Annotated in this window: 16 protein-coding genes; 9 read left to right on the forward strand and 7 right to left on the reverse strand. The window is 73.3% G+C overall.

Features of this window, described 5'->3' with window-relative positions:
• The coding region (locus tag ACXJKL_RS01275; protein ID WP_457205233.1) for an acyl-CoA dehydrogenase family protein at positions 1–715 on the reverse strand (715 nt) is incomplete at its 3' end.
• A gap of 74 nt (positions 716–789) precedes the next feature.
• On the opposite strand from ACXJKL_RS01275, the gene ACXJKL_RS01280 reads away from it, so the two are divergent.
• From ACXJKL_RS01280 to ACXJKL_RS01295, 4 genes are all read left to right on the forward strand, one after another.
• Positions 790–1596, forward strand: a complete 807-nt coding sequence (locus tag ACXJKL_RS01280) for a M15 family metallopeptidase (RefSeq protein ID WP_457205234.1) — start codon at positions 790–792, stop codon at positions 1594–1596.
• 129 nt (positions 1597–1725) lie between these two features.
• Positions 1726–3942: a glycogen debranching protein GlgX gene (gene glgX, locus ACXJKL_RS01285; RefSeq protein WP_457205235.1), complete on the forward strand. Its 2217-nt coding sequence runs from the start codon at positions 1726–1728 to the stop codon at positions 3940–3942.
• Positions 3943–4015: 73 nt separating this feature from the next.
• Positions 4016–8125 carry a malto-oligosyltrehalose synthase gene (gene treY / locus ACXJKL_RS01290; RefSeq protein WP_457205236.1) on the forward strand — a complete coding sequence of 1370 codons (4110 nt, stop codon included), beginning with the start codon at positions 4016–4018 and terminating at the stop codon, positions 8123–8125.
• Between the two features lie 63 nt (positions 8126–8188).
• Entirely contained in the window at positions 8189–10012 is a 1824-nt protein-coding gene (locus ACXJKL_RS01295) for a sensor histidine kinase (protein WP_457205237.1), read from the forward strand.
• A 52-nt stretch (positions 10013–10064) separates the two neighbouring features.
• Here ACXJKL_RS01295 and ACXJKL_RS01300 read toward each other — a convergent pair whose 3' ends face one another.
• Entirely contained in the window at positions 10065–10757 is a 693-nt protein-coding gene (locus tag ACXJKL_RS01300) for an NAD-dependent deacylase (RefSeq protein WP_457205238.1), read from the reverse strand.
• Between the two features lie 127 nt (positions 10758–10884).
• Between ACXJKL_RS01300 and ACXJKL_RS01305 the strand changes: the two genes are divergently transcribed.
• Genes ACXJKL_RS01305 through crcB form a run of 3 tightly spaced genes read left to right on the forward strand, consistent with a single transcriptional unit; the run spans position 10885 to position 12154 of the window.
• Positions 10885–11430, forward strand: a complete 546-nt coding sequence (locus ACXJKL_RS01305) for a fluoride efflux transporter FluC (protein WP_457205239.1) — start codon at positions 10885–10887, stop codon at positions 11428–11430.
• Positions 11427–11786 (forward strand): DUF190 domain-containing protein, encoded by a 360-nt coding sequence (locus ACXJKL_RS01310; RefSeq protein WP_457205240.1) that lies wholly within the window; start codon positions 11427–11429, stop codon positions 11784–11786. The genes ACXJKL_RS01305 and ACXJKL_RS01310 overlap by 4 nt, the downstream gene beginning before the upstream one ends.
• Positions 11783–12154 (forward strand): fluoride efflux transporter CrcB, encoded by a 372-nt coding sequence (crcB, locus tag ACXJKL_RS01315; protein ID WP_457205241.1) that lies wholly within the window; start codon positions 11783–11785, stop codon positions 12152–12154. The genes ACXJKL_RS01310 and crcB overlap by 4 nt, the downstream gene beginning before the upstream one ends.
• Before the next feature lie 28 nt (positions 12155–12182).
• On the opposite strand, the gene ACXJKL_RS01320 is transcribed toward crcB, so the two are convergent.
• Positions 12183–13118 (reverse strand): 1,4-dihydroxy-2-naphthoyl-CoA synthase, encoded by a 936-nt coding sequence (locus ACXJKL_RS01320; RefSeq protein ID WP_457205242.1) that lies wholly within the window; start codon positions 13116–13118, stop codon positions 12183–12185.
• Positions 13119–13200: 82 nt separating this feature from the next.
• On the opposite strand from ACXJKL_RS01320, the gene ACXJKL_RS01325 reads away from it, so the two are divergent.
• Together ACXJKL_RS01325 and ACXJKL_RS01330 are read left to right on the forward strand one after the other, a co-directional pair.
• Entirely contained in the window at positions 13201–13641 is a 441-nt protein-coding gene (locus ACXJKL_RS01325; RefSeq protein WP_457205243.1) for a nitroreductase family deazaflavin-dependent oxidoreductase, read from the forward strand.
• 101 nt (positions 13642–13742) lie between these two features.
• A complete protein-coding gene (locus tag ACXJKL_RS01330; protein WP_457205244.1) occupies positions 13743–14681 on the forward strand; it encodes a hypothetical protein in 939 nt (312 codons plus the stop codon).
• A gap of 525 nt (positions 14682–15206) precedes the next feature.
• On the opposite strand, the gene ACXJKL_RS01335 is transcribed toward ACXJKL_RS01330, so the two are convergent.
• The 4 genes from ACXJKL_RS01335 to recC form a co-directional block, all read right to left on the reverse strand.
• Positions 15207–15809: an ACT domain-containing protein gene (locus ACXJKL_RS01335; protein WP_457205245.1), complete on the reverse strand. Its 603-nt coding sequence runs from the start codon at positions 15807–15809 to the stop codon at positions 15207–15209.
• 86 nt (positions 15810–15895) lie between these two features.
• Positions 15896–17650: an exodeoxyribonuclease V subunit alpha gene (recD, locus tag ACXJKL_RS01340; protein ID WP_457205246.1), complete on the reverse strand. Its 1755-nt coding sequence runs from the start codon at positions 17648–17650 to the stop codon at positions 15896–15898.
• Positions 17647–20985: a UvrD-helicase domain-containing protein gene (locus ACXJKL_RS01345; protein ID WP_457205247.1), complete on the reverse strand. Its 3339-nt coding sequence runs from the start codon at positions 20983–20985 to the stop codon at positions 17647–17649. Before ACXJKL_RS01345 ends, recD begins: the two co-directional genes overlap by 4 nt.
• Positions 20982–23739: exodeoxyribonuclease V subunit gamma (gene recC, locus ACXJKL_RS01350; protein ID WP_457205248.1), on the reverse strand; the 2758-nt coding region annotated here is incomplete at its 5' end. The genes recC and ACXJKL_RS01345, both read right to left, overlap by 4 nt.

Raw genomic sequence — 23739 nt, forward strand, 5'->3', positions numbered from 1 at the left:
GCATCATCGAGATGAAGCCGGTGTCGAGGGGGCCGATCAGGTCGGCGTTGCTGACCCGGACGTTCTCGAAGGCGAGCTCGGCGGTGTCGGACTCGTCCTGGCCGACCTTGTCGAGCACCCGGCCGACCGAGAAGCCGTCCAGCGAGGTGTCGACGCCGAAGAGGCTGATGCCCTTGGCCTTCTTCTCCGGGCTGGTGCGGGCCGCGACGACGACCATGTCGGCGCTGCCGCCGTTGGTGATGAAGGTCTTGGAGCCGTTGATGATCCAGTCGTCGCCGTCCTGGACCGCGGTGGTCTTGAGGTTGGCCAGGTCCGAGCCGCCGCCGGGCTCGGTCATGCCGATCGCGGTGAGGAGCTCGCCGGAGCAGAACCGGGGCAGCCAGCGCTCCTTCTGCTCGTCGTTGGTGAGGTGCACGAGGTACGGCGCCACGATGTCGGCGTGGATGCCCAGGCACGAGGGCAGCGTCATGTTGACCTTGGCCAGCTCCTCGGTGAGGACGGCGTTGAAGCGGTAGTCGCCCGCCTCGGACCCGCCGTACTGCTCGGGGATCTCGAGGCCGAGGAAGCCCTGCTTGCCGGCGGACAGCCAGAACTCCCGGCTCAGGCCGTGGCCCTCGGCGTACTCGTCGAGGTGGGGGACCACCTCGCGGTCCAGGAACTCCTTGACCGAGGCGCGGAAGGCCTCGTGGTCCTCGTCGTAGATCTCGCGTGTCATGACCACCATGTTACCGGCCAGTCACCTCGCGTGGACGCGGTCGTGACGAGCGACGCACGACTAGCCTGCCCAGCGTGCTCAAGGTCGCCGTCGCCGCTCTCGTCCTCGCCGGTACGACGCACGCGCCCGCCCCGCCGACCGACGGGACGATCGACGCCCCGGCCACCGGCTTCGGCTCCCGACCACCCGCCTGGCTGGGCACGCGGGACCTGCCGCGCACCGACGCGGGGTTCGGCGAGGTCCGGCCCACGCCGCCGGCCCTGCGCCACCGCCGCTGGACGCTGCCCGACACCGTGGCGATGCTCCCGGGCCGGGGCTACCGCGCCACGGTGGTGTCCCCGGCGCCCGCCCGGGTGGTCGCCCGCTCGACGTGGACGGAGGGCTGCCCGGTCGCGGCGGACGAGCTCGCCTGGGTGCGGCTGAAGTTCTGGGGCTTCGACGACCGCGCGCACACCGGGGAGCTGCTGGTCAACGCCCGGTCCGCCGAGGACGTCGCGGCCGTGTTCGGCACGTTGTTCCGGCGCCGCTTCCCCCAGGAGCAGGTCGTCATCGTGCGGTCCTACGACCCGGACGCGCCGCCCACCGGGGACGGCAACGGGACGGGTGCCTTCGTGTGCCGTGCGGCGACCGGGGCGTCGTACTTCTCCCAGCACGCCTACGGCCTCGCGATCGACGTGAACACGTTCCAGAACCCCTACGTCAAGGGCGAGGTGGTGCTGCCGGAGCTGGCCAGCGCCTACCTCCGGCGGGACCGGGTGCGTCCCGGCATGGTGGTGCCGGCCGGTCCGGTGATCGCGGCGTTCGCGCGGATCGGCTGGGAGTGGGGCGGCGGCTGGAGCACCGCGAAGGACTACCAGCACTTCAGCGAGAACGGGCGCTGAGGGCGGTGACACGCGGCTCCACCCGCAAGGGTGCAGGGCCGCGTGCGTGGCGTCAGGCCTGTGGTCAGGATGGAGGGCCGGCCCGCGTGAACGGCTAGTCTTTGAACGATCCAACTATCTAGGAGCCCCGTGCAGATCTGGCCAGGAACGCCCTACCCGCTCGGTGCCACCTTCGACGGCAGCGGCACCAACTTCGCCCTCTTCAGCGAGGTCGCCGAGCGCGTCGAGCTGTGCCTCTTCGAGGTCGGCCCCCGCGGCAAGGTCACCGAGACCCGCCTCGAGGTCACCGAGGTCGACGCCTACGTGTGGCACTGCTACATCCCCACCGTGCAGCCGGGGCAGCGCTACGGCTACCGCGTGCACGGTCCGTGGGACCCGGCCCAGGGGCTGCGGTGCAACCCCAACAAGCTGCTCCTGGACCCCTACGCCAAGGCGACGAGCGGCGAGATCGACTGGGACCAGTCGCTGTTCGGCTACGACTTCGGCGACCCGGACTCGCGCAACGACGACGACTCCGCGGCCCACATGACCCTCGGCGTGGTCATCAACCCGTTCTTCGACTGGGAGGGCGACCGCCGCCTCAACATCCCCTACAACGAGTCCTTCATCTACGAGGCGCACGTCAAGGGGCTCACCCAGCTGCACCCGGACGTGCCCGAGGACGAGCGCGGCACGTACGCCGGGCTCGCGCACCCGGCGATCACCGACCACCTCACCAAGCTCGGCGTCACCGCCATCGAGCTGATGCCGGTCCACCAGTTCGTCCAGGACTCCACCCTGCTCGACCAGGGCCTGCGCAACTACTGGGGCTACAACACCCTGGGCTTCTTCGCCCCGCACGCCGACTACGCCTCGAGCGTGGAGGGCCAGCAGGTGCAGGAGTTCAAGTCGATGGTCAAGGCGATGCACGCCGCCGGCATCGAGGTCATTCTCGACGTGGTCTACAACCACACCGCCGAGGGCAACCACCTCGGCCCGACGCTGAGCTTCAAGGGCATCGACAACCCGGCGTACTACCGCCTCGTCGAGGACGACCAGCGCTACTACATGGACTACACCGGGACCGGCAACAGCCTCAACGTGCGCCACCCCCACTCCGTGCAGCTGATCATGGACTCGCTGCGCTACTGGGTCACCGAGATGCACGTCGACGGCTTCCGGTTCGACCTCGCCGCCACGCTGGCCCGCGAGTTCTACGAGGTGGACAAGCTCTCGACCTTCTTCGAGATGGTGCAGCAGGACCCGGTCGTCAGCCAGGTCAAGCTGATCGCCGAGCCGTGGGACATCGGCCCCGGCGGCTACCAGGTCGGCGGTTTCCCGCCCCAGTGGACCGAGTGGAACGGCGCCTACCGCGACACCGTGCGCGACTTCTGGCGCGGCGAGCCCTCGCTGGGCGAGTTCGCGTCCCGCCTGTCCGGCTCCTCCGACCTCTACGAGCACTCGGGTCGCCGGCCGTTCGCCAGCATCAACTTCGTCACCGCCCACGACGGCTTCACCCTGCGCGACCTCGTGTCCTACAACGAGAAGCACAACGAGGCCAACGGCGAGGACAACAACGACGGCGAGAGCCACAACCGCTCGTGGAACCACGGCGTCGAGGGACCGACCGACGACCCGGAGATCCTCGAGGCCCGCGCCCGCGAGCAGCGCAACTACATCGCCACCCTGCTGCTCAGCCAGGGCGTGCCGATGCTGCTGCACGGCGACGAGCTCAGCCGCACCCAGAACGGCAACAACAACACCTACGCCCAGGACAGCGAGATCGCCTGGGTCCACTGGGACCGGGCCGACAAGCCGCTCATCGAGTTCACCTCCGCGGTCGCCAAGCTCCGCGCGAGCCACCCGACGTTCCACCGCAAGCGCTTCTTCACCGGCAACACGGTGCGCACCGGCGACGGCGAGCGGCTCAACGACATCGTGTGGCTGGCGCTCGACGGCACCCCCATGGAGGACGACAAGTGGGAGGGCCAGAAGGCGATCGGGATGTACCTCAACGGTGACGGCATCGCCGGCAAGGACGCCCGCGGCGGCAGCATCACCGACGACCACTTCCTGCTCTACTTCAACGCCGACGGCCCGGCCGACGTGACCCTGCCGAGCGACGAGTACGCCGCGGCGTGGGACGTCGTCATCGACACCGGCGGGTCGGCCGACGAGGAGCGGACCCTGGAGGCGGGCGCGACGCTCGCCCTGGGGACCCACAGCCTCGTGGTGCTGCGCGAGCACGCCGAGCCCGAGTCGCAGCCCGACCACTCGGTCGCCGCGTCGTTGGCCTCGCTCGCCGACGCCGGCCACGTCGACGCCACCCCGGCCGCCGACGAGCGGCACCGCCACGACCAGGACTGAACCCGCCCGGGACTGACGCGGGGACGACCGAGCCCGACACGACACGACCGAGCCGAGCCCACCGAGAGGCACCATGCGCACGCCCGTCAGCACGTACCGGATCCAGATCACCGAGGACTTCGACCTGCACGAGGCGGCGCGGGTGCTTCCCTACCTCCACGACCTCGGCGTGGACTGGGTCTACCTCTCGCCGCTGCTCGCGGCGGAGGCGCACAGCAACCACGGGTACGACGTGTCCGACCACGGCCGCATCGACGCCGCCCGCGGCGGGGTGTCCGGCCTGTCGGCGGTGTCGGCGGAGGCCCACCGGCTCGGGATGGGCGTGCTCGTCGACATCGTGCCCAACCACGTGGGGGTGGCGCGCGCCAGCGACAACGCGTGGTGGTGGTCGGTGCTGACCCACGGCCAGGCCTCGGACTACGCGGACGCGTTCGACATCGACTGGGCGGCCGGTGGCGGCCGGTTGCGCATCCCGGTGGTGGGCGACGACGACCTCCGTGACGACGGCACCATCGACCACCTGGTGGTCGAGGCGGGGCAGCTGAGCTACCACGACCACGCCTTCCCCCTGGCCCCCGGCACGGCGGACGACATGGACGAGCTCGGGCTCACCGCCCAGGACGTGCACGCCCGTCAGCACTACGAGCTGGTGTCGTGGCGCACGGCCGACGCCGGTCTCAACTACCGCCGCTTCTTCGCGGTCAACACCCTGGCCGCGATCCGGGTCGAGGAGCGCGAGTGGTTCGACCGCTCCCACGACGAGATCGGCCGCTGGTTCTCCGAGGGTCTCGTCGACGGCCTCCGGGTCGACCACCCGGACGGCCTGCGCGACCCCGAGGGCTACCTCCGTGACCTCGCCGAGCTCACCGGCGACGCCTACGTGCTGGTCGAGAAGATCCTGGAGCCCGGCGAGGAGCTGCCCCGCGAGTGGGCGACCGCCGGCACCACGGGGTACGACGCGATGGCGCTCATCGACCGGGTCCTCACCGACCCGACCGCCGCGGAGGCCCTCGGCGCGCTGGACGAGCGGCTGCGCGGCGGACCCGTCGACTGGGCCGCGATGGTCCACGACAACAAGCGCGCCGTCGCCGACGGGATCCTGCGCTCCGAGGTGCTGCGCATAGGCCGGGAGCTGCGCGTGGCGATCCCGGACGCGCCCGCCGACACCGAGGACGCCGTCGGCGAGCTCGTCGCCTGCTTCCCGGTCTACCGCTCCTACCTGCCCGGCGGCCGCGAGCACCTGGACGAGGCCTTCGCGCTCGCCCGGGAGCTGCGACCCGACCTGGCGGACACCCTCGACGTGCTGCTGCCGGTGCTCTCCGACCCCGCCCAGCCGCCGGCCCTGCGCTTCCAGCAGACCTCCGGCATGGTGATGGCCAAGGGCGTCGAGGACTGCTCCTTCTACCGGTGGTCGCGTCTCACCTCGCTCAACGAGGTCGGGGCCGACCCGTCGGTCTTCTCGATCACCGCCGACACGTGGCACGACGCGATGGCCACCCGCCAGCGCGAGTGGCCGCACGCGATGACCGCGCTCTCGACACACGACACCAAGCGGGGCGAGGACGTGCGGGCCCGGATCACCGCGCTCGCCGAGGTCCCCGACCTGTGGGAGGGCGCCCTCGACCGGCTCCTCGCCCTCGTGCCGCTGCCCGACCCCGGCTTCGGCAACCTGCTGTGGCAGGCGATCGTCGGCGCCTGGCCGGCCGCCGGCCTCGACGGGGACTGGCGTCAGCGCCTGCACGGGTACGCCGAGAAGGCGATGCGCGAGGCCGGTGACCGGACCACGTGGACCGCCCCCGACGAGGACTACGAGGCCGCCGTGCACCGGTGCGTCGACGCCGCGATCGACCGGCCCGAGGTGCGATCCGTCGTCGACGAGGTGCTGGCGGCGGTCGCCGACGCGGGCTGGAGCAACGCGGTGGTCGCCAAGCTGGTCGCCATCACGATGCCCGGTGTGCCCGACGTCTACCAGGGCAGCGAGCTCTGGGAGCAGTCCCTCGTCGACCCCGACAACCGTCGGCCCGTCGACTACGGCGTACGCCGCTCCCTGCTCGACGCCGTCGAGCAGGGCGGGCGCCCGTCACTGACCGGCGGCGTGGACGACCCCGGGGCGGCCAAGCTGCTCGTCACCCGCGCCGGACTGCTGGCCCGCCGCGAGCAGGCGGAGCTCTTCGACTCCTACGCGCCTCTCGCCGCCACCGGCGAGGCCGCCGACCACGTGCTGGCCTTCGACCGCGGGGGCGCCATCACCGTCGCCACCCGCCTCCCGCTCGGCCTGGCCCGACGCGGYGGCTGGGGCACCACGACGCTCCCGCTCCCCGCGGGGGAGTGGACCGACGCCATCTCGGGTCACGTCCACACCGGTGACGTCCTGCTCGCCGAGCTGCTGGGCGACCTGCCGGTGGCGCTGCTGACCCGCAGCTCCGCACCGCTCGACCCGGTACGCGGCCGCTTCGACGTCTGGGCGCCGCGCGCGCAGTCGCTGACCCTGCAGGTCGGCGACGCGCGGGTGCCGATGGCCCGCCGGGCCGACGACTGGTGGACCCCCACCGGCCCGGTGCCCGACGGGGCGGTCGACTACGGCTACCTCGTCGACGACGCGGACAGCCCGCTGCCCGACCCGCGGTCGCGACGCCAGCCGCAGGGCGTGCACGGGCTCTCGCGCACCTTCGACCCCGGTGCGCACGAGTGGTCCGACCAGGCGTGGACGGGACGCCAGCTCGCGGGCTCGGTCATCTACGAGCTGCACGTCGGGACCTTCACGCCCGAGGGCACCTTCGACGCCGCGCTCGGGCGACTCGACCACCTGCGCTCGATCGGGGTGGACCTGGTCGAGCTGATGCCGGTCAACGCCTTCAACGGCACCCACAACTGGGGCTACGACGGTGTCCTGTGGTCGGCCGTGCACGAGCAGTACGGCGGCCCCGCGGCGTACCAGCGCTTCGTCGACGGCTGCCACGCGGCCGGCCTCGGCGTGATCCAGGACGTCGTCCACAACCACCTCGGACCGTCGGGCAACTACCTGCCCGTCTTCGGGCCCTACCTCAAGGCGGGCGCCAACACGTGGGGCGACCTGGTCAACCTCGACGGGGAGGGCAGCCACGAGGTGCGCCGCTACATCCTCGACAGCGTGCGCGGCTGGTTCATCGACATGCACGTCGACGGGCTGCGGCTCGACGCGGTGCACGCGCTCGCCGACGCGTCGCCGGTCCACCTGCTCGAGGAGATGGCCGTCGAGGTGGCCGCCCTGTCGGCCCACCAGCGGCGCCCGCTCACCCTCATCGCCGAGTCGGACCTCAACGACCCGCGGCTCGTCACGCCCCGGGAGGGTGGTGGCTACGGCCTCGACGCCCAGTGGAGCGACGACTTCCACCACGCCGTGCACGTCGCGCTCACCGGCGAGACCGACGGCTACTACGCCGACTTCGAGCCGCTGACGGCGCTCGGCAAGGTGCTCACCCGTGGGTTCTTCCACGACGGCACCTTCAGCTCGTTCCGCAACCGGCCGCACGGCGTGCCCGTGGACGTCGAGAGGATGCCGGCCTGGCGGCTGGTGGTGGCCAACCAGAACCACGACCAGATCGGCAACCGTGCCCGCGGCGACCGGATCACCGAGGCGCTCGACGACGACCAGCTCGCGTGCGCGGCGCTGCTGACCCTCACCTCCCCGTTCACCCCGATGCTCTTCCAGGGGGAGGAGTGGGCGGCCTCGACGCCGTTCGCGTTCTTCACCTCCCACCCCGAGCCGGAGCTCGGCCGGGCGACGGCCGAGGGTCGGCTCGCGGAGTTCGAGCGGATGGGCTGGGACCCCGCCGTCGTGCCCGACCCGCAGGACCGGGCGACGTACGAGCGCTCCAGGCTGGACTGGGACGAGCTCGGGTCCGGTCGTCACGCGGTGCTGCTCGACGTCTACCGCAGGCTGGSCGTGCTGCGTCGCGAGCTGCCGGAGCTCACCGACCCGGACCTGCGCCGGGTGGACGTGGACGTCGACGAGGACGCCCGCACGCTGGTGATGCGCCGGGGCGCGGTCACCGTCGTCGTCAACGTCGGTGCCTCGACGGCCCGCGTCGAGCTCCCCGGAGAGCACGAGGTCCTCCTCACGACGCCGGCCGGTGCCTCGCTCGTCACCGACGGCCTCGAGCTGCCCGCGCACGCCGGCGCACTGCTGCGGCGTACGCGTTGACTCGGTGAAACAGGTCCCACGGACGGCGCCTGCGTGTCATCGTGTACGGCGGAGGTGAGGGGCATGACGAGCAGCGAGCGCGTCGTCGCGCCCGAGCGCCCTCACCAGGGCGGCTGGGGTGAGCCCGCCTCCCGCGCCCAGCTGTGGCGCATCGCGGACGACCTGCGGCGTCGTGCGGGCTACGGGATCTGCGCCATCGAGGTGCGCCGCAGCGACGACAGGATGGAGTTCGTCGCGATCGCCACCGACGACCCGGCCGCGCGCGAGCTCGAGGGACAGAGCTCCCCGCTGGACGCGATGTACCCCGCCGTGGAGCTCGGCGAGGCGGTCGGAGTGTTCACCTTCGTGGCCTGGGAGGCGATGACGGGGGAGGCGTGGGCGCGCATCGAGCCGTACGTCGTCGTACCCGACGGGGAGGTCTCCGACGATCCGGGTGCGTGGCACCCGCAGGACATGCTCGTGGCCCAGCTGAGGGATGCCTCGGGCCGCCTGCGGGCGTTCGTCTACTTCGACGTCCCCCTGACGCGGCGGCGACCCACGCGTRAGGGCCTGGTCGCGATGGGCGAGGACCTCGACGTCGGCCTCCAGGCCGTCATCACGACGATCGAGCGCGAGGAGTACGCCGCCCGCATCCGGCTGGCGACCGGCGCCCGGGCCGTGGTCCGCTCGGCCGTGAGCCGGCACGGGCTCGACGAGCTGCTGCGAATGGCGGGCCGGGAGCTGGTGCAGTCCTTCCGGGCGCAGGTGCTGGCCGTCGACGTCTTCGGTGAGACCGCCGTGGTGCACCCCGAGGGAGGCCTCGGCGTGCCGGACCCCTCGCTGCACCGTGCCGTGCAGGCCTCGGCCCGCGCGTGCTGGGCGAGCCAGCGGGTGCTGCTCATGGACGGCGCACGATTGTGGGGCGACGACGACCTCGACACCGATCGCCGCGACGAGCTGGTCGCCCACCTGACCGCGGCAGGGCTCGGCCWGGTGGTGGTCGTCCCCGTCGGTGCCGGCGACGAGGCGCTCGGGATGATCGTCATCGCCCGCGCACCCGGACGGGCCGGGTGGACCGACGACGAGAGCTCGGCCGCCCTCGACGTCGGGCACGACCTCGGCCGCGCCATCCTCAMCGCCCGGGCCTCGCAGCGTGAGCGCGAGGCCGCCGAGGAGCTGCGTCGGGTGGACGACTACCGCGCGGGTCTCATCGCCACGCTCGCCCACGAGCTCAAGAACCCGATCGGGGTCGTGGCCGGGCATGCCGAGATGCTGGGCTCCCTGGCCGACGTGGCGGGTCTGCCCGCCGCCGCCCAGGTGTCGCTGGACGCGATCAGCCGGGGTGCCGACCGTCTCGCCACCCTGGTCGAGGACCTGACGACGCTGAGCAAGGTGGGGGACCCCGCGCGCGAGCTCGACGCCGTCCCGGTGGACCTGGGCCGGGTCGCGGGCACGGTGGTCGAGCAGGCGACGCTCGCGGCCGGGCAGCGCGACGTCACGCTCGTCGCGTCGACGCCCGCGGTGCCGTTGTCGGTGCTCGGGGACGAGACGTCGCTGACGAGCATGGTGACCAACCTGGTCGCCAATGCGATCGGCTACTCCGACGCGGGCGGCAGCGTGCGGGTGTCGCTGTGCCGCCAGGGGGACGAGGTGGTCCTCGAGTGCGCCGACGAGGGTCTCGGGATCTCCGTGGAGGACCGGGCCGGCCTGTTCACCGAGTTCTTCCGCAGCACCAACAGGCAGGCCCTCGAGCGACCGGGCACGGGGCTCGGGCTCACGATCACCAAGCGCGTCGTGGAGCGCCACGGCGGCCGCATCGAGGTCGACTCCGAGCTGGGCGAGGGGTCGACGTTCCGGGTGTTCCTCCCGGTCGCCGAGCCGCCGGAGGCACTCGTCGTCACCTGGTGACGACCGGCGTCCTCGGCCGGCCCGCTCAGGGCTGCCACCCACTGCCGGCGGCTCACAGCCGGCCGAGCACCTCGTCGACCCACGCGGGGACCAGCTCGGTGGCCGGTCCGCGACGGGACTCGTGGACGTCGTCGCTCGCCTCGCTGGCGTCCAGGTTGAGCTCGAGGGTCTGCTTGCCGTTGCCGACCGCGTAGTGCACGAAGGCGGCGGCCGGGTGGACCAGCCCCGAGGTGCCGATGGAGACGAAGAGGTCGCACTCCCACAGCGCGTGCTCCACGGCGTCCATGTCGTAGGGGATCTCGCCGAACCACACGACGTCGGGCCGCAGCGTCGGCTCCCCGCAGCCCGGGCAGGCCGGCCGGTCCCGCAGCGGGCCCTCCCACGCGGCCCGCTCGTCGCAGGTGGTGCACCACGCGGCCCGCAGCCGACCGTGCATGTGGTGCACGCGCCGCGAGCCGCCGCGCTCGTGGAGGTCGTCGATGTTCTGGGTCACCAGGTGCAGCCGGTCGCCCAGCGCCTCCTCGAGCCGGGCCAGGGCCAGGTGCGCGGCGTTGGGCCGGACCCGGGCGAGGGCCGCGCGCCGCTCGTCGTAGAACCGGTGCACGAGGTCCGGGTCGTCGTCGTACGCCTCGGGGGTCGCCACCGTCATCGGGTCGTGGCCCTCCCACAGGCCGTCGGCGTCACGGAACGTCGGCAGCCCGCTCTCCGCCGAGATACCGGCTCCGGTGAGGACGACGATGCGCACGACCCCAGCCAACCACGCCGTCACCGCGCGCCGGGCTACCATCGGTCCACACGATGGCGGTGGGGCTCGCCGACAACCGTGGCGCCGGGCCACCGACAGTCCCTACCTGACACAGGTAGGAGTTCCCATGCCCGAAGACATCGATCCCGACACGTCCGCCGAGGACGTCGCGCGGGTGTCGCACCGAAGGCTCGCGTTCGGCGGGTCGCAGTGGGACGTGCTGCTGGTCATCAGCGCCGGGGGTGCGCTGGGGAGCCTGGCGCGCTGGGGTGTCGGTGAGCTCGTGCCGTGGTCGGGGACCGGCTTCCCGTGGGCGACGTTCATCGAGAACGTCTCCGGCGGCTTCGCCCTCGGCATGCTGATGGTGTTCGTGCTCGACGTGTGGCCCCCGCACCGCTACGTGCGGCCGTTCCTGGGCGTGGGACTCCTCGGCGGTTACACGACCTTCTCGACCTACATGCTGGAGTCACGTCACCTCCTCGTCGACGGCCAGCTCGTGACCGCCTGGGCCTACCTGGGCGGTTCGCTGCTGGCCGGGCTGGGCGCGGTGTGGCTCGGCATCGCGTCCGCACGCCTGGCCACCCGCGGGTCGCCGCGCCGGGGACGACGCCGGCCGTCGGTCCCTCCCGAGAACGCCACCGCCGTGCCCGCCGACCGGGGGAGGACGTCATGACACTGCGAGGCCCCGCGACCCGGCTGACGATCATGCTGGGGGAGTCCGACCAGACCCACCACCACCCCGTCTACACCGAGATCGTGCACCGGGCCCACCGGGCGGGCCTCGCGGGCGCGAGCGTCTTCCGCGGCATCGAGGGCTTCGGCAGGTCGAACCACATCCACACCACCCGGCTCCTCTCGCTGAGTGAGGACCTGCCCGTCGCGGTGGTCATCGTGGACACCGACGACCGCATCCGTGCCTTCCTCCCCGAGCTGGACGAGCTCGAGATCGAGGGCCTGGTGATCCTGGAGCCGGTCGACGTCATCCGGTACGCCGGCGGGGTCGCCGGCTCCGAGGGGGATCGGCGGTGACGGTCGCGATGGTGCTCCTCGGCGGTGCGATCGGCGCGCCCCTGCGCTACCTCACCGACCTGTTCGTCCGGGCCCGCCACGACAGCGTCTTCCCGTGGGGCACCTTCACCGTCAACGTGCTGGGCTCGCTGGTCCTGGGCGTCACGGCGGCGGCCGTCGTCGACGTCGGGGCGCCGGCCTGGGTGCTGACCCTGGTCGGCACCGGGTTCTGCGGTGCGCTGACGACGTTCTCGACCTTCGGTTTCGAGACAGTCAGGCTGCTCGAGGAGGGCTCGCTGCTCACCGCGCTCTACAACTGCGCGGCCAGCCTGGCGGTGGGGCTCGGCGCGTGCGCGGCGGGCTATGCGGCCGCCGCGGCCGTGCTGTGACCTGTCCCCGGCCGCGGGGACATGACGATCAGAAGTACCAGGGGTACGGCGACCAGTCGGGGTCGCGCTTCTCGAGGAACTGGTCGCGGCCCTCCTGCGCCTCGTCGGTCATGTAGGCCAGCCGGGTGGCCTCGCCGGCGAAGAGCTGCTGGCCGACGAGCCCGTCGTCGAGCAGGTTGAAGGAGTACTTGAGCATCCGCTGCGCGGTGGGGGACTTGCCGTTGATCTTGCGGCCCCACTCCAGGGCGGTGGCCTCGAGGTCGGCGTGGTCGACCACCCGGTTGACCGCACCCATCCGGTGCATCGTCTCGGCGTCGTACTCGTCGGCGAGGAAGAAGATCTCGCGGGCGAACTTCTGGCCGACCTGCCGGGCGAGGTACGCCGAGCCGTAGCCGCCGTCGAAGGAGCCGACGTCGGCGTCGGTCTGCTTGAAGCGCGCGTGCTCGCGGCTCGCCAGGGTCAGGTCGCTGACCACGTGCAGGCTGTGGCCGCCGCCGGCCGCCCAGCCGGGGACGACGCTGATGACGACCTTGGGCATGAAGCGGATCAGCCGCTGGCACTCCAGGATGTGGAGGCGGGCCAGCTTGGCCTTGTCGATGGGGTTCGGCGGGGCGCCGGCGTCGTCGTGCCCCCYGGTCTCGTACTGGTAGCCGGCCTTGCCGCGGATGCGTTGGTCGCCGCCGCTGCAGAACGACCACTTCCCGTGCTTGGCGCCGGGCCCGTTGCCGGTGAGCAGCACGCAGCCGACGTCCGCGCTGGTGCGGGCGTGCTCCAGGACGCGCAGCAGCTCGTCGACGGTGTGCGGCCGGAACGCGTTGAGCACGTCGGGCCGATCGAAGGCGATCCGCACGGTCCCGTGCGCCTTCGCCCGGTGGTAGGTGAGGTCGCTCAGGTCCTCGAAGCCGGGCACGTCGTCCCACTGGGACGCGTCGAAGATCTCGGACACTCCGTCGATCGCACTCATGTCCGCAACCTAACGTCCGCGTGCCGCCGTACGCCGACCCGGCCTCTGGAATCTGCGGCCCGGACGTGGTGTGGTGGCCCGCATGACACTGACAGGCGAGTACGTCCCGAGCGCGGCGAAGTGGGTCCGGGACAACGTCGAGGAGTACGAGACGACGAACGGGGAGAAGGGCGGGACGCTGCCCGGCACGCCGTATCCCATCGTCGTCATCACCTCCGTCGGCGCGACCTCCGGCAAGCTGCGCAAGAACCCGGTCATGCGCGTCGAGCGGGACGGCGCCTACCTCGCGGTGGCGTCCAAGGGCGGCGCGGACGACGACCCCGCGTGGGCGGACAACTTCCGCCGGCACCCGGAGGTCGACCTCCAGGACAAGGCGGAGAAGCACACCTACCGGGTCCGCGAGCTGTCCGGTGACGAGCGGGAGGACTGGTGGCAGCACGCGGTCGCCACGTGGTCCACCTACGCGTCGTACCAGGAGAAGACCGACCGGCAGATCCCGATCTTCCTGCTCGAGCGCGCCTGACCTCGCCCGGGTCGGGCGGCGGGATCGCCCGTTTCGACGTGGAGCGCGCCCGTCGTGGGAATACTGGCGCGGTTCCTCCACTCGATCCCTCGGAGCTCCTCGTGTCCCGTCGTCTCGTCCGCGCCGTCCTCGTCGCCGCGCTGCTCGGGTCTGCCGTCGGGCTGACGCCGGCGGTGGCCGCGGCCTCGCTCCCGGTCTCCCACGTCGACGCCTGCCGGCAGTCGGGCCTCGACGGCGCCTCCTCGATGGCCCTGGTCGCCGCTCGGACGGGGCGGGACCGGTCCGGGCCGTACTCCTCCGTCCTGCGATCGTGGCTGTACGCGGTCCCCGGCACGAGCCACCGCTGCGTCGTCGTCCGCCTCGACGGTGCGACGGTGCCGCGGAGGCCCGGTCGGACGACGACGTACTCCGCCGGCCACGAGGTCGTGCAGGCGGGGGCCGCGACCGTGGACACGGGTGAGGTGATCCCGATGGTCGAGGGGGCGAGCACCTCGGGCGGCTCCGGCGGGGGTGGCCGCGGGGTGGTCCTGGTCGCCGACACCTTCGAGCTGTCCGAGACCGACAGGGTGCCGGAGGAGGAGGTGGCCTTCCTGCCTCCGGCGCTGGCCGGACTGGCCGGCCACGAGGTCACCGTGACCGTCGACCAGATCGACATCCTGACGACCGCGACCGCCTGGACCGAGTCCCGCCTCGCCCGGCCGTTGACCGCGGCACAGGCGCGGAGCAGGAGGAACGCCGAGGTGGCCCGCGCCAAGAAGGTCCTGGAGTCCCGGATCGTCAGCGCCCGGTCCACACGCGACGAGACCCTCGCCCTGGCGGCGTCCTCCGCGGGACTGGCGGCCGCATGGCTGGCCTTCGTCGCGCCCCTGGACTTCGAGGGTGACGTGGCGACCGCGCGTGCGGCGTACGCCGCCAGCAAGAGCCTGGCCCGCGAGCACGCCGACCAGGGCCGCCGCGGCATCGATGTGCGGCAGGCCTACGACCACGAGATCACGCTGGCCGTCCCGCCTCCTGACCTCGCCGTCGTCGTCTTGGGCTGACCGCCGGACTGGCATCCGGGACCGGGTGTGCCGCCACGCCGGTGGCCGCCGGGCGACGGGTTGTGGCACAGCTGGCGGGGGACGACGACCGGGGTGTCGTACGCCGCCAGTTGCGGGCGGCGGGTTGGTGCGGGCGGCGGGTTGTGGCACAGCTGGCGGGGGACGACGTCTGGTTGGGGTGAGGGGGTGTCGTGCGCCGCCAGTTGCGGGCGGCGACCCGGCCCGGGCGGCGGGTTGTGGCACAGCTGGCGGGGGACGACGACCGGAATGTCGTACGCCGCCACTCGCGGGCGGCGACCCGGTCCGCGCCCGGCGGGTTGCGGCACAGCTGGCGGGAAACGACGACCTGAATGTCGTACGCCGCCACTTGCGGGCGGACACCCGGCCCGGCCGGCGGGTTGCGGCACAGCTGGCGGGGGACGACGTCTGGTTGGGGTGAGGGGGTGTCGTACGCCGCCAGTTGCGGGCGGAGACCCGCCGCGGGCGGAGACCCGGTGCGACGCGGCGACGCGGCGACGCGGCGGCCTACACGCGGCTGATGGTCTGCGCGAGCCCGAGCAGGTGACCGAGGCGGGCGAGCTCGGAGTCGAGGAAGTCCGGTCCGCCGCGACGGCCCAGGACGATCACGTCACCGTCGATGGGCGCGGCGCACAACAGCGTGACGTCGTCGACGCCCTCGAGTCGGCAGGGCCGGTCGAGACCGATCCAGCCGAGGGTGCTGGGAGCCGAGTCCGTGGCCCGGACGACGGACCCGTCGGGGGCGATGCGGGTCGCCCAGTCCACGCGGAAGGTGACCGGCAGCAGGTCGAGCACCCGGTCGACCGCGTGCGCGGGCTGGGTGGTCAGCTCCTCGACCACCTCGAGGTCGAGGAACAGGTTGCCGCCGGCGGCGTACCGGTTGATCCAGAGCACCTCGACGCCATCGATGGCGTTGCACGCCGAGACGACGGAGTCGGGCATCGTCCCGGGAGTGATCTCGAGGAGCACGTCGTCGACGGCGCGTCCCTCGGAGCCCTTGTCGACGATCTCGATGGCCTCGATGTCACCCCCGGCCTCACCGATCGCGCTGGCGACGCGACCCAGCGATCCCGGGACGTCGGGCAGCGAGACACGCAGCAGGAACGGCATGGCTCGAGGCTAGCGGCGACGCGTTGCCGACGTGTTGCGCGTTCCGGAGCGTGGGCGCGGTGTCCGTCGGTCCTCCGCGCGTGCTGTCACTGCCCGGCGAGGCGGACTCGCAGGCCGCTCGCGCGCTGGGCCTGCCGCGCGATGGCGGCCCGGACGGCAGGCTCCGGACCGATGACCCGCACGCGCTCCTGGGCACGGGTGACGGCGGTGTAGAAGAGCTCGCGGGTGAGCAGCCGCGAGTCCACGTCGGGCAGCAGCACGCTGACCACGTCGGCCTGGCTGCCCTGGCTCTTGTGGATGGTCATGGCGTGCATGGTCTCGACGTCACCGAGCCGGGACGGGGCGAAGTGGAGCGGCGCCGGACCTGACCCCGCGATGGCCACCCGTCGTCCGCCGTCGGGCATCGACACCACCACCCCCGTGTCGCCGTTGTAGATGCGCAGCGCGTGGTCGTTGGCGGTGACCAGCAGGGGGCGGCCGAGGTAGTCGCGCTCGTAGAGCGGGTCGCCGGTCTCGGTGGCCAGCCACTGCTCGATGCGCCGGTTCCAGTGGCGCACGCCGTAGGGGCCGTCCCGGTGGGCGCAGAGCAGTCGGTGGCGGTCCAGCGCGGCGAGGGCGCKGGACATGTCACCGGCCACCGCGGCGTCCCGGACGGCCAGTGCGGCCGGCAGGGCGGTGCTGCGGATCTGCGAGGCGGGGTCCGGGTCGGTCACCCACTCCACCGCCTCGTGTCCCGCGCCCAGGACCTCGAGGGCGCCGTCGGCGTCGCCGACGCGCAGCGCCTCGGCCAGGGCCCGGATCTCGGCGCCGAAGCGGTGCGTCGTGCGGAGGGCCGCGACGGGCGAGTCGGGGCGGCCCTCGTAGCCGCGGACCAGGTCGGTCAGGACGGCGCCGGCGTCCACCGACGAGAGCTGGTCGGGGTCCCCCACGAGGATCAGCCGGGCGTCGGGACGCACCGCCTCCAGCAGGCGGGCCATCATCGTCAGCGACACCATCGACGACTCGTCCACGACCACCACGTCGTGCGGCAGCCGGTTGCCCCGGTGGTGGCGGAAGCGCGTGCTGTTGCCCGGGAGTGGACGCAGGAGGCGGTGCAGCGTCATCGCCGACACTCCCTCCAAACGCGCCCGGTCGGCCTCGCCGAACCGCGTCGCCGAGTGGTGCACCGCCTCCTCGAGGCGGGCGGCGGCCTTGCCGGTGGGCGCGGCCAGGGCGACACGCAGGGTCTGGCCGCGGGCGTGCGCCTGCTCGTGCAGGGCCACCAGCAGGCCGGCGACGGCCGTGGTCTTGCCGGTGCCCGGCCCGCCCGTGACGATCGTCGTCCACTGCCCCGCCGCACCGCGGCACGCGGCCTGCTGCTCGTGGTGGCCCTCGCCGAACACGCGGTCGAGCGCGGCGTCGACCACGGTGGGGTCGTGGGGCGGGGTGGACGCGGCCCGGGCGGTCAGGTCGTCGAGGACCTGGGTCTCCTGCTCGTGGTAGCGGTCGAGGTAGAGCAGCCCGTGCTCCCAGTGCAGCACCCCGAGGTCCACCAGCGGGCTCGAGGCGACGGCCGCCGTCCAGGCGGACGGCTCGGGCCACGGGAGGGGCTCGTCGACCGGGAGGTCGGGGACCGTGGCCAGGTCGAGACAGATGGAGCCGGCGCGGACCGCCCGCGCGGTCAGTGCGACGGCGAGGAGCACCGTCGCGTCGGCCTCCCCGCCGAGCCGCCCCAGGTTGGTGGCGACGTGGACGTCGGCGGAGGTGAGGACGCCGGCGGCGTTGAAGGTGGCGAGCAGCCCGTCCGCCGCGAGCGCGAGCCGCGCGTCGGTGGGGTCGACGACCTCGAAGACGTCACTCATCGGCCGACTCCGTCCAGCAGGTCCGACAGCTCCTCGACGAGCGCGACCGGCGGTCGCCACGCGAAGACCCCGCACGGCGCGTCCGCGACGCGGGGCGTCGCGGGACCGCACATGCCGCGCAGGTAGAGGTAGAGCACGCCACCGAGGTGGGCGGCCGGGTCGTAGTCGGGGAGCCGCCAGCGCAGGTAGCGGTGCAGCACGACGACGTAGAGCAGCGCCTGGAGCGGGTAGTCGGAGTGGGCCATCGCCTCGTCCAGCACCGCCGGGCGGTAGTCGTGCGCGGTCAGCGGCGCCGCCAGGTCGCCCAGCCAGTTGGTCTTGTAGTCGGCCGTCAGGTAGCGGGTGTGGCCCTCGACCTCCACGCGCAGCACCAGGTCGATCGAGCCGGTGAGGTAGCCGGTCAGCGACTGGCCGGCCAGCCCGTCGTCGGAGTCGAGGGCGTCGGCGTATCCCCGGACCGGGTCACCGGCAGGCAGGTGCCGGCGCAGCAGCGGAGCGAGGTCGCCGAGGCGGACCCTGTCCACGGTGTAGGTGGTGTCGTCACCGCCCGCGAGCGGCAGCTCGAAGTCGAGCTCGGTGAGCCGATCGGTGGCGGCCACCTCGAGCAGGGTCGCGTCCGCCGCGAGCGGGCCGAGCGGGCTCGTGCAGACCGCCACCAACGCGTCGGCGAGCTCCTCGGCGTCGAGGTCGACCGGCCACCACACCCGCTGCTCGGCGATGTGGGCGAGCACCTCGGCCCGGAAGTCGGCGGCCCCGGGGTCGGCGTGCTCGAGGACGGCGTGGACCAGCGACCCGAAGGTCGCGCCCACCGGGAGCGTGGCCATGGGGGACGGCGTGGCCGCGAGCGCGAGGTCCGGGTCGGCGGGTGTGGGGTCGAGGTCGAGCAGGCCGAGGTCGTCGTCGTCCTCGAGCTCGGGGACCTCCTCGGGCTCGGAGAGGGTCCGCTCGGCGCCGTGCGGGGTCGAGGCCGCCGCGGACAGCGAGGAGTAGGAGGTGCGTCGCCAGGCCGTGTCGACCGCCCGGGTGAAACGACGCGCGGCAAGCTCGTGGGGTGAGTGCTCGATGGGCGTGGGATCGGGCGGAGGACTGTCGGCGAGCTCGGGCTCGGGCCCGCCCGCCGCCCGCCAGTGGCCGAGGATCTCCACCACCCGGTCGTCGTCGACCACGGCCTGCTCGTCGGGCACGACGGGCGTGCCGGGGCGGCGCCCGAACAGCATCCGGTGCAGCGGGGAGGCCGGCGTGTTGAGCGCGGCCGGGGCATACCAGGCGACGACCTGCGACTGGGCCCGCGTGAGCGCGACGTAGAGCAGGCGCAGCGACTCGCCGCTGTCCTCCCGGCGGTGCCGTGCGACGTGCTCGCCGCGCCACGGGCTGGCCCCGCCGACGTCCCGGGCGCGACGGCCCTCGGCGTCGTGGAAGAGCGGCACGTCGGGGTCGTTGCCGGTGTAGCGGTTCCACAGGGTCGGGGCGTAGACGATGGGGTACTGCAGGCCCTTGCTCCCGTGGATGGTCACGAGCTGGACTGCCTCCGCGTCGGAGTCGAGCCGGCGGGTGCGCTCGGAGGCCACCTCCACCTGCTCGTCGTCCACCTGGGCGCGCAGCCAGGCCAGCAGGCCGACGATGCCGAGCCGCTCGTCGACCGACACCTTGTGCAGCGCCTCGCCGATGTGGCGCAGGTCGGTCAGGGTGCGCTCGCCCCCGACCCGGGCCAGCACCCGGGCGGTGAGGCCGTCGACCACCGTGGCCTCGAGGACGGCGGCCACGCCGCGGGCGGCGAACACGTCGGCCAGGGTGCGCACCCTGTCGGCGAGCCGGTCGGTCTCGTCGTCGCCACCGGCGTCGAGGTCGAGCGCGGAGACGCCGAGGAAGGACGTCAGCGCGGCCGCCCGGACGCGGTCGGTGCGATGCGGCTGCTCGACGGCCTCGAGGAGGGTGAGCCACTCGGTCGCGGCGCTCGTGTGGAACACGGTGCCGCCCGAGCTGATCACCGCAGGGACGCCGAGGGCGGCCAGGGCCTCCTGGACGGCCTGGAGCTCGGACCGTCGGGCGGCGAGCACCGCGACGTCACCGGGGGCCACCGCGCGCCCCTCGAAGGTGGCGCCGCTGAGGAGCAGCCGCTTGATCTCGCGGGCGACGTCGAGGGTCACGTGGTCGCGCCACCGCCCGACGGCCACCTTGGCCCGGGGCCCGGCACCGATCTCGGCGCGACCCACGACGCGGACCCGGAAGGGGTCGCCGGCACCCTCGAGCCGGGAGCCGGGGTGGGACGCCTCCACCGGGTGCACCACGATCCGCTCGTCGCCGAGCTCGGCGCTGCGCAGCATCGCCTGCAGCCGCTCCAGGAGCGCCTGGTCGGAGCGGTAGTTGACCCCGAGCGTCTGGGTCGTGCCGGCGGTGCGGGCCGCCTCGAGGTAGGTGACGATGTCGCCGCCCCGGAAGGCGTAGATCGCCTGCTTGGGGTCGCCGATGAGGACCATCGTGGCGGCGCCGGTGAACGCGCGGTCGAAGACCTGCCACTGCACCGGGTCGGTGTCCTGGAACTCGTCGATCAGCACGACCTTCCACCGGTGCCGCATGCGGGCCCGGGCGGGGGCGTCCTCGTCGGCCAGGGCGTCGGCGAGCTGGACCAGCAGGTCGTCGTAGCTCAGCACGCCCAGCCGGCGCTTGCGGGTGTCGAGCTCGGTCAGCACGTCGAGTGCGAACTGGACGCGCGCCGCAGCCTCGGAGTCCGGGGCCTCGGTGAGAGCCAGGTGCGGCTCGACCACCGCCCGCGGGTCACCGACGACCTCGCGGGCGATGCGCAGCGCGACGTCGCGCGACCACGGCGGCGTCCGCTCACCGGCGAACCGGGCGAGGTAGAGGTCGTCGACCACCTCGGTGGYGAGCTGGTCGAGGTCCTCCACCAGCGTCGCCGACGCGTCCGTGTCGCCGGCGACCCCCAGGCTGCGCAGCACCAGCTGGCAGAACTGGTGGATGGTGGCGATCGTCGCCGCGTCGAAGGTGACCAGGGCGTCGGTGAGCCGTCGGGCCCGGGCGCGCCGCTCGGCGTCGTCGGCGTCGAGCAGCCAGGCGTGCAGGTCGTTGGGCACCCGCTCCCCGGTCGGGTCGTCGAGCACCTCGGCCGCCTCGACGAGCTGGGAGCGCACCCGCTCGCGCAGCTCCTGGCTGGCCGCCCGGGTGAAGGTCACCACGAGCATCTCGTCGAGCGTGGCCTCGCCCGCGGCGACGTACTTGGTGACGAGGGCGGCGATCGTCCACGTCTTGCCCGTGCCGGCGCTGGCCTCGAGCAGCGTCGTCCCGGTGGGCAGCGGGTCGAGGATGGAGAACGTCCTCACAGGGACCTCACCAGCTCGCGGCCGTCGCTGAGCAGCGGGCCCCACGTGAGCCAGGCGTAGTGCGCGAGCCGGTGCGGGGTCGGTCCCGTCTCGCCGGCGCGCAGGGGGGCGGTGAGCAGGGAGTACGGCGCGTGCTCGCCGAAGGCGCGGACGTGCCAGGCGTCCTGGTCCTCGCGGGGGAAGCCGGACTCGTTGAAGCGTGGCGTGGTCCACTCGCGGTCGGCCTTGACGTCGGGATCGGCGTCGCGCCCGGTCAGGGCGAAGCGGTAGTCCTCGGCGTAGGCCAGCGAGGTCCGCACCGGCAGGGGCAGGGGCTCGCACTGACCGCGGTCGTGGACGTCGACGAGCTGGCGCAGCCACTCCCGCGCCTCGTGCTGGGGCAGCGGGCGCACCATCGCGACCTGGCCGCCGCTGCGGTGCTTGCCGACGGTGTGCGCCGTCCAGTTCTCGTCGGGGCGCCCCGCCGCGAGGGCGAGCGCGTCGATCCAGGCGGCGAGGCGGTGCTTGGCGCCGAGGCTGGAGTAGCTGACCGAGACGAGGTTGTTGCCCCAGACGTTGCCGACCGTGCCGGTGAGTCGACGGTCCCCGAGGTCGATGTCCACGTCGAGGGAACGGGCCGGCCCGGTGCGCAGCGACAGTCCGTGGGTGACGAGCGGGCGGACCTTCGACACGATCGACGTCAGCACGCCGACCCCGAGCTCGCCCGGCGGCAGCAGGCCGCGCAGCTGCTCGGCCACCATCCCGGTCTGCGGGTCCGCCCCGGCCAGCACGTCGCCGACCAGCCGGTCGCCGACGGCCCACTGCTCCAGGCCGTCGAGGACGATCGGGACGGCGTCCTTGGCCTCGTCGGCGTCATAGGGCGTCGCGATGCGCAGGCGCGAGCGGAAGAAGCCGCGCACCGGRTGCTTGAAGAAGTCGTGGAGGTCGGCCAGCGCGAGGTCGGTCGAGGAGTCCGGCGCAGGCAACGGCGCGGGCACCAGCTCGCGGACCTCGATCCGGGGCCGACGCGCGGCCAGGGCCCCGGCGAGCGCCGTCTGGTCGAAGGTGAACGGCGCGGAGCCGCCGAGGCGCCCGGCGACGAGGTTGACCTCGTCGAAGGGCTGGAGCGGGTGGTGCACGAGCACCCGGTCGCGGGCGGGCTCGGCGGCGGTGCGATCGAGGGCGTCGAGCAGCTCGCCGAGGGGGACCGCAGGGGGGCGGGCGGCGCCGTTGTGCTCGCCGTGGCCGGTGTAGGTGACGACCAGCGTCTCGGTGGCGGCCGCGATCGCGTCGAGGAGGAGCTGGCGGTCCTCGGACCTGAGGTCGCGCTCGCCGGTGAGGGGGCGTCGGGCGAGCACGTCGTCGCCGTCGATGGAGGCGATCCGCGGGAACACCCCGTCGTCGAGGCCGACCAGGCAGACCACCCGGTGGGGGACCGAGCGCATCGGGACCATCGTGCACACGGTCAGGGTGCCGGTGCGGAAGTTGGAGCGCGTCGGTCGCCCGCGCAGCCGGTGCTGGAGGRGGGCCCGGATGTCGGCGTGCCGCAACGTCGTGGCCGCCCCGCTCACACTGGTCGTGATGCGACCCAGCTCGCGGTCGAACTGCGCCAGCTGCCAGGCGTCGGCCAGCTCGGTCGCGGTGAGGGCGTGCACCGCGTCGCCGATGGCCGAGGTCCACTCCTCGACGGTCCGGGCCCGCTCGGCGCGCGTCGTGAAGGAGTGCAGCCGCTCGACGAGCTCGGCGAAGCGCCCGGCCAGCTCGAGGTCCCCGTCGCCCACGTCGTCGATCGGCAGGGTGCCGCCGACGAACCGGTGGCCCTGCCCGGACATCGCTGCACCGAGCAGCACCCGCCGCATCCCGAAGCGCCACGTGTTGGCGTCGACGGGCACGCCGAACGAGCGGCGGTGCGCGGCGTCGTAGCCCCAGCGGATGCCGGACTCGGCCACCCAGTGCGACACCCGCTCGAGGTCGTCGTCGCCCCACCCGAAGCGGGCGCGGACCGGGTCGGCCCCGGCGAGGTCGAGCACCTGGGTGGCGGTGAGCCGGCCCCCGGCGAGCTCGACGAGGGCCGCGGYCACGGCGAGCAGCGGGTTGGTGGCGCCGAGCGAGCGGTCCGCCAGTCGCACCCGCAGCTGGTGGGCCGGGTGGCCGGCACCGTCGGTCGTGACGTCCGCGAGCCCGAACCCGGCCGAGATCAGGGGGGCGTAGGACTCGATGTCGGGGCACATCACGAGGATGTCGCGCGGCTCGAGGGTGGGGTCGTCCTGGAGCAGGCCCACCAGGACCTCGCGGAGCACGTCGACCTGCCGGGCCGCGCCGTGGCACGCGTGGACCTGCACGGAACGGTCGGGCTGGGTGCGCCTCGCGCGGAGGTCGGGCCCGGGGGCGGCGTTGGCCCGCAGGTCGCGCTGGAGCCAGCCCAGCATCGAGTCGGGCAGCGGCGGGGTGTCGCCGACGGTGACGGGCGCCTCGCCGAGCCCGCGTCGCAGCTCGCGGGCGTCGCGTCCGAGCGAGGCGAGGAGCGGGTGACCGACAGCCTCGGCGGACGAGTCGACGACGCGGGGGACCGGGCCCTCGGCCGCCGTCGGGGCGAGAGCGCGCCACAACGTCGTGGACGCCTGGGGCAGCCAGAGGTGGACCTCGCGCAGCTCGCCGAGCGCCTGCAGCAGGGCGACCTCGCTCACCGGCAGCCGGGTGTGGCCGAACAGCGACAGCCGGGGGGGCAGGTCGAGGTCGTCGCCGCCGGCACGGAGCCGCTGCACGGTCTCGGCA

Source organism: Nocardioides sp. P5_C9_2, assembly GCF_054049555.1.

Coding starts and splice junctions, on each gene's coding strand:
- ACXJKL_RS01305 (WP_457205239.1), top strand. CDS start 10,885: ATGCCCGAAGACATCGATCCCGACACGTCCGCCGAGGACGTCGCGCGG.
- ACXJKL_RS01310 (WP_457205240.1), top strand. CDS start 11,427: ATGACACTGCGAGGCCCCGCGACCCGGCTGACGATCATGCTGGGGGAG.
- ACXJKL_RS01325 (WP_457205243.1), top strand. CDS start 13,201: ATGACACTGACAGGCGAGTACGTCCCGAGCGCGGCGAAGTGGGTCCGG.
- ACXJKL_RS01335 (WP_457205245.1), bottom strand. CDS start 15,809: ATGCCGTTCCTGCTGCGTGTCTCGCTGCCCGACGTCCCGGGATCGCTG.